Genomic DNA, 6,261 nt, shown 5'->3' with positions numbered 1-6,261 from the left:
ACAGCAGACCAGCGTTGCCACCCAGGAGCTTGCCCGCCTTGCCGTAGACCTCAACGGTCTGGTGCGTCGCTTCTCGCTGTAAGCCTGATACAACCGGTGCCATCACAATTGGCACCGGTTGTATTTGTCGCAGGCGCCCGCCCCGGCTACTCTCTTCTCTTCCTATTACGGCCAGCCGCCCTGCCCATGCGCTACCAACTTGTCATTTTCGACTTTGATGGCACTCTGGCCGACAGCTTTCCATTCTTTCTCGAGTCGCTCGATACGCTGGCTCAGGCACATCGCTTCAACCGGTACGCCCCAGCCGACTTTGATCGCATCCGCAGCTACGACACCCGTCAGCTGCTGCGTTACTTTGGTATTCCCTTGTGGAAAATTCCACGTGTCGCGCGCCACTTTCAACACCTGATGGCGCACGACGGCCATACCATACAGCCCTTCGAAGGCGTACCGGCCATGCTGGAGGCCCTGCATCAGGCCGGAATACAGTTGGCGCTGGTCACGTCCAATTCACTTGAAAATGTCGAGTGCATTCTTGGTCCGTCGGCTCGCTATCTGGACCGTGTCGAGTGTAACGCGCCCCTGCTCGGTAAAAGCTCACGCCTTAAACAGGTAGTCGCCCGTTGTAATGTCTCGCCCGATGCCACGATCTGCATTGGGGATGAACTGCGGGATATTCAGGCGGCGCGCAAGGCAGGTATTGCCTGCGGTGCGGTCAGCTGGGGGTATGCCAGCCCAGAGGCGTTACGCAGAGCCGGGCCCGACTATCTTTTCGAACGCCTCGACGCTATCACTTACACCCTTGTTTCTCACCCTACAACGGAGCTTGCATGAAGCGCTTGCCCCTCTGCGTTTTCGGCCTTATCTGGACACTGGGCCATGCCCATGCTGCTGATCTCAACGTGACCTTTACCGATATCGAGGAGGCCAAAGGTGAATTGCTGGTAGCCGTATTCGCTTCGGCCGACGCATGGGATAACGACAAACCGTTGGAGGCATCCGCCCATATCCCAGTTACAGGAACCACGGTGCAGCATATCTTCAAGAACCTGAAGCCCGGCACCTATGCGGTATCGGTCATTCGAGATGCCAACGGCAATCAGAAGCTCGATACGAACTTTATCGGGATGCCGACTGAGCAGTATGGCTACAGCCAGAACCCTCCACTGAAGATGCGTAAGGCCACGTTTGAGGAAACACGCTTCGAGCTCAACGACCCTATTCAGGCCATTACTATCAAGCTTCGCTGACCAACAAAACTGCTCAAAAAACGATCAATCCTCTGAAGGCCTTGTATGTCGTGGCTTCCAGGCAATCATGAACACTGTATCCACAAGCGAAACCACAGTAATAGTGAGTAGAAAAATCGATCTTGAATTGATTGATCAATAAATGAGCAACTGTCTGGACCCTGCATGGCATAAGGCTTGGCGGCATTAACGAACATGCTGTCCACAGCCAGACGCACAGTAATTGTGGGAAAGCGGTTAGGTGTGGCTTGAGCGGGCGAGCCCTTCAGACGGGCTCTGCCTGAATAAAAGGCTAAACCGTCTTATAATTTGCTTGTAATGGCTTAATAATGGCCTTTGTGGATGACAGAGTTTTGTCATCCAAGTCATTGACAGATGAGTTAACCAACCCTCAGCAACAGCTTATCCACAGCTCTTCCCATGGTTCATTCACCTTTTCAGGGCATTTTTAGCTTTTTATCGGGTGGATAACTTAGCAACGCGCACTATCCTCACACGAGGCTGAAATAGAGGTCCTATTAGCTTTGTCAACACTGATCAACAATACAGTGGTTGCCTCTATCCCTTTAAGATCAAGGCTTACAGCCTCTTCCAAACATATTACTCACAAACTTATCCACAAGTTGTTGTGATTACAGGAAAAGCCGCACCTGTTGTTTTGATCAAAAAGTGATCACCTTAGCTAAAGCCGCATGGTTACTAGGGTCGAATAATTATCCAACAGATTATCCACAGGCTCGTGCACACAATTTGTGGGCTTGAAGGGATAAAAAGACAGGCACCCAAAAGCCTCCAGCAAGCCGGAAGCCGACATGAGATATGAAAGTCGTCCTACCGAACGACGCCTTCCTCACGCAGGACCTTGAAAATGGCTTCTGCGCCCGCCTGCGGGGTGACATCTCTCAGGATCTGACCGCCATCTCCTGTTGCCTTGGCCGTGGCGGCGCGAAAACGATCGGCAGCCGTCTTGGCCTTGATGACTTTCAGCCGCTTCGGCCGTGGACGAGCCGGCTGCAAGACGGCCTCTTGCCACAGGAGGTCATCGACGATATCCACGTCTTCAACCTTGATCTCTCCACGCCTTGCGGGCCCAAAGGCGCTTTGACGGGCGGCTGGCGCTGCGTTGTCCACACTGGCGACAAAAGGCAGGCGTACCCTTAGCCGTCGCCTTTGTCCGCGCGGCAGGGCTTGCAGTACCTGGGCATGTCCGGCGTCTACCGATTCAACGTCTGCCAGCCCAACTACCAGGGGCCAACCCAGCGATTCGGCCAGAAGATAGGGCAGCATGCCCGACCCTTCCCCGGTCTCGGCTTGAGTGCCGGTCAATACAACCTGGACCTGAGCCTCCCGAAGGTATTCCACCAGCACCGGTAGAGCATCGGCGCCCTTGGGCTGCTCCAGGACATGCAGGGCAGGCAATCCCATACCCAGGTAGGCGCGCAGCGACTCCTCGTAGGGATTACCGGCATGCAGTACCGTGAGTCGATCACCCGCCAGATGCAGCCCCAGCTCGACCGCTCGGGCATCCTGCTCTGCGCGGCGGGCGCGGGCCGACATGGGATGCGCCCCCACCGATACCAGCGTAATCACGTTCAATTGGCCGTCGGACATACCGTTTACCTCCTTCAAGACTCACGTTGCGTTGCTGAAGCGGTAGTCCTGCGGACGACCGCTTCAGGCCGCTTCCCTCTGCTCACCGCGGCGGTAGGCCTCGACCAGATCGATCAAGGCTTCCAGCACGGCGTTCGAATCTGCAATGACTGACAGGTCTGCCCGCTTGATCATGTCGCACCCCGGATTGAGGTTAATGGCAATGACCTTGTCGCAGGCACCTATGCCCTGTAAGTGCTGTACCGCGCCGGAAATCCCGACGGCCAGGTAGACCCGTGCCGTTACCCAGGTCCCCGTAGCGCCTACCTGCCGGTGACGTGGCATATGCCCGTCGTCTACCGCCACCCGCGAAGCCCCTTCTGTTGCCCCAAGCGCCCGGGCTGCCCGATGGAAGAGATCCCAGTCCTGAACGCCATTGCCACCGGACAGGATGAATTCCGCCTCGGCCATGGGAACAAGCGCCGGATCGACGGCCACGGCTCCCATGTCCTCGATACGCACAAGCGCTCGCAACTGATTGCCGTCAGCCAGCGTGACCGTACGTGCCTCATGTCGTGTTTCACTGACCGGCTCCGCACACTCGGCGCGGGCCAACACTACCCTGGGGACAGGACGCGTCAGATCTTCGCTGCCTGCGCCGGCACGGCCGGTACATAGTCCATCCTTTATCTGCCAGACACGTGTGGCAGGCCGCTCATGTAGCGTAGCAGCGAAACGACGACCCAACTCGCCACCACCGGTACGGCTGTCCGGCAACAACCAGTGACGTGGCAAGAACTGGCTTTCTACTGCACGCAGCGCCAGCACGCGCTGTTCAGGCGAGTATCCCGTGTATTCATGACCGCTCAATTGCAATAGCCGGTCAACACCTGCCTTATCGAGGCCAGACTCCTTGTGCTCACCAAAGACAATGGCCAACACCACCCCTGTTGAGCCTGCCAGCTGTCGCGCCAGACCGAGCAGATCGCGGTCGTGGCTGGAAAGCCGTCCCCCTACCAGATCGGGCACTACGGCAATAATGAAGGCGGGCTCTTCGACCCGATGCAACGGCAGTAGCACCTCCTGGGCCTCACCCAGCCGACGAACACCGTTGCCCTGCTGAGCGCCACTGCGATCGATACGGCGCAAGCCGCTAGGCCCCTTGAAGCCCAGAGCTGCGTGGGGATTCTTACGAATGATGCCGTTGGGGCCCATCCAGCGAGGCTGCTCATCGCGCGTACTCGCCTGCATCAAGGCGTGCAGGGGATGAAGCCGGTTACGGGCGATCCATTCGGCATGCGGATCACGGCGGATGATGTCAGTCATGCCCTGCTCCTTTGAAAAACGTCCGTGCCTGAGTGGGTATCGCGGCGCTCATGGCCAATCGGGTAATACAGGATGCGTTCATCAGGAGATCTCCACCGCTTCACGCCTGGGCGTGATTGGTTGCTTTACCGGCACGGCGGGTGCCTCGATTACAACTTCGGCGACCAGCTCGGCAATGTCCTTTACCTCCGGACGGGGCGCGACTACCCCCTCCAGCATGGCGGTACATTGAGGGCATCCCACAGCGACAACCTCCGCTCCAGTCGTCTTGATATCGGCCATGCGCATGTCGGGAATCCGCTGCGTGCCGGGAATATCGGTAATCGGCGCGCCACCTCCACCGCCACAGCAGCGAGCCCGGAAGCCGGAGCGCTCCATTTCCTTGACCTCAATCCCGATGGCCTTGAGTACCTTGCGGGGCGCCTCGTACTCTCCGTTGTATCGACCCAGATAGCAGGGGTCGTGATAGGTCACGCTGCCCCCCTTGTGCTGCCCGAGATGAAGCGCCTGAGCGTCCAGCAGCTCTGCCAGAAAGGTGCTGTGATGCAGGACCGTATAAGCCCCGCCCAGCGCGCCGTATTCGTTTCTCAGCACGTGAAAGCTGTGCGGGTCGCATGTCACGATCCGGTTGAAGCGGTACCGCGATAGCGTGGCGATATTGCGCCTGGCCAATTGCTGAAAGGTCGCCTCGTCCCCCAGGCGTCGCGCCACGTCACCGCTGTCGCGCTCCTCCAGCCCCAGCACGGCGAAATCAACCTTGGCAGCCTTGAGAATCTTGACGAAAGCTCTGAGAGTCCGCTGGTTGCGCATGTCGAACGCACCATCACCCACCCAGAACAACACATCGACGCGCTGTTGGTTGGCGATCAACGGCAAATCAAGGTCCGCAGCCCAGTTCATCCGGTTGACCGGGTTGAAGCCGTTGGGGTTATCCGTGGCAATCAGATTATCGAGCACCTCAGCGCCCTTGTTGGGGGTTGCCCCTTTCTCCAGGGTCAGATGGCGACGCATATCAACGATGGCATCGACGTGCTCGATCATCATCGGGCACTCTTCCACACAGGCCCGACAGGTGGTGCAGGACCATAGCGTCTCGGCATCTACCAGCGCCTTGCCTTCAAATGAAACAATGGGCGAATGGGCATTGCCACCATGCTCACCAATTGGCTTCCCGGGATAAGGCGAGCCGAAATAACGCGCGTCGGTGCCACCCGCCATGCCGATAACCATGTCCTGGATCAGCTTTTTCGGGTTGAGCGGCTGGCCGGCCGCATAGGCGGGGCACATGGCCTCGCAGCGCCCGCACTGCACACAGGCGTCAAAGCCCAGCAGCTGATTCCACGTAAAGTCCTTGGGTTTCTCCACACCCAGCGGTGCAGCAGGGTCATTCAGGTCCAGGGCCTTCAAGCCACTGGATCGCGCCGCGCTGGCATTGAACGGCGTACGAAAGCGCTCGGGACGGCGGTGAAAAGCCAGATGCAAGGCACCGGCAAAGGCGTGCTTCATTGGGCCGCCCCAGGTCATGCCGAAGAATAGTTCCGACACGCCCCAAGCCACGCCTACGGCCAGCACGGCCGCCAGTATCCAGCCGCCAAAATTTTCCGGGAGTACGCCCGCTACGGGCAGCGTAGCAATGAAAAAGCTCGCGGAAAACATCAGTAGGCTTTTGGGCAAGCGCATCCATGGCCCTTTGGACAGGCGTGCCGGTGGGTTGCGGCGACGCTTGGCCACGAACAAGGCCCCCGTGAACATGCAAGCGGTGGCCGCCAATAGCGCCCAACCCAGAACACGGTTATGCAGGCCAAATCCATGAACCAGTACAGCCAGCACGGCGGCCAGAACGAAGCCGCCTGCGGTGGCCACATGGGTTCGCGACATATAGCGATCTCGCTCGACCACATGGTGCAAGTCCACCAGATAGCGCCGCGGCATGGCCAGCAGACCCCGAATCAGATCGACATGGGCGGGCCGGCCCTGCCGCCAGAGCCGGACGCGTCGAAAAGCACCGATCGCAGCCAGTGCCAGGGCCGTAAAGAGCAGAACGGGAATAAGGATATCTAACATACCGGAGCCTCGTAGGATGGGTGAGCCAGAG

General features: G+C 58.6%; 5 protein-coding genes. 2 read left to right on the top strand and 3 right to left on the bottom strand.

Going from position 1 to position 6,261, the window contains the following annotated elements; all coding sequences use genetic code 11:
- The first annotated feature begins 186 nt into the window (after nt 1-186).
- Together B3729_RS17985 and B3729_RS17980 are read left to right on the top strand one after the other, a co-directional pair.
- Entirely contained in the window at nt 187-834 is a 648-nt protein-coding gene (locus B3729_RS17985; protein WP_286788599.1) for an HAD-IA family hydrolase, read from the top strand.
- A complete protein-coding gene (locus B3729_RS17980; protein WP_286788598.1) occupies nt 831-1,250 on the top strand; it encodes a DUF2141 domain-containing protein in 420 nt (139 codons plus the stop codon). Before B3729_RS17985 ends, B3729_RS17980 begins: the two co-directional genes overlap by 4 nt.
- 831 nt (nt 1,251-2,081) lie before the next feature.
- Here the strand turns inward: B3729_RS17980 and B3729_RS17975 are convergent.
- The 3 genes from B3729_RS17975 to dgcB form a co-directional block, all read right to left on the bottom strand.
- Entirely contained in the window at nt 2,082-2,861 is a 780-nt protein-coding gene (locus B3729_RS17975; protein WP_286788597.1) for an electron transfer flavoprotein subunit beta, read from the bottom strand.
- 63 nt (nt 2,862-2,924) lie between these two features.
- The gene (locus tag B3729_RS17970; RefSeq protein WP_286788596.1) at nt 2,925-4,166 is read right to left on the bottom strand and encodes an electron transfer flavoprotein subunit alpha/FixB family protein; all 1,242 of its coding nucleotides are present in this window, start codon (nt 4,164-4,166) and stop codon (nt 2,925-2,927) included.
- Between the two features lie 81 nt (nt 4,167-4,247).
- Complete coding sequence (gene dgcB / locus B3729_RS17965) at nt 4,248-6,230, bottom strand: dimethylglycine demethylation protein DgcB (protein ID WP_286788595.1); 1,983 nt, start codon at nt 6,228-6,230, stop codon at nt 4,248-4,250.
- Between the last annotated feature and the right edge of the window lie 31 nt (nt 6,231-6,261).

The organism is Pseudomonas sp. UBA3149 (genome assembly GCF_002364655.1).
In the GTDB taxonomy this organism is placed as follows: domain Bacteria; phylum Pseudomonadota; class Gammaproteobacteria; order Pseudomonadales; family Pseudomonadaceae; genus Chryseomonas; species Chryseomonas luteola.
Note: the sequence above shows the minus strand (reverse complement) of the source record. Positions and strands in the feature narration are given on the sequence as shown.

Coding starts and splice junctions, on each gene's coding strand:
- B3729_RS17975 (WP_286788597.1), bottom strand. CDS start 2,861: ATGTCCGACGGCCAATTGAACGTGATTACGCTGGTATCGGTGGGGGCG.
- B3729_RS17985 (WP_286788599.1), top strand. CDS start 187: ATGCGCTACCAACTTGTCATTTTCGACTTTGATGGCACTCTGGCCGAC.
- B3729_RS17980 (WP_286788598.1), top strand. CDS start 831: ATGAAGCGCTTGCCCCTCTGCGTTTTCGGCCTTATCTGGACACTGGGC.
- B3729_RS17970 (WP_286788596.1), bottom strand. CDS start 4,166: ATGACTGACATCATCCGCCGTGATCCGCATGCCGAATGGATCGCCCGT.
- dgcB (WP_286788595.1), bottom strand. CDS start 6,230: ATGTTAGATATCCTTATTCCCGTTCTGCTCTTTACGGCCCTGGCACTG.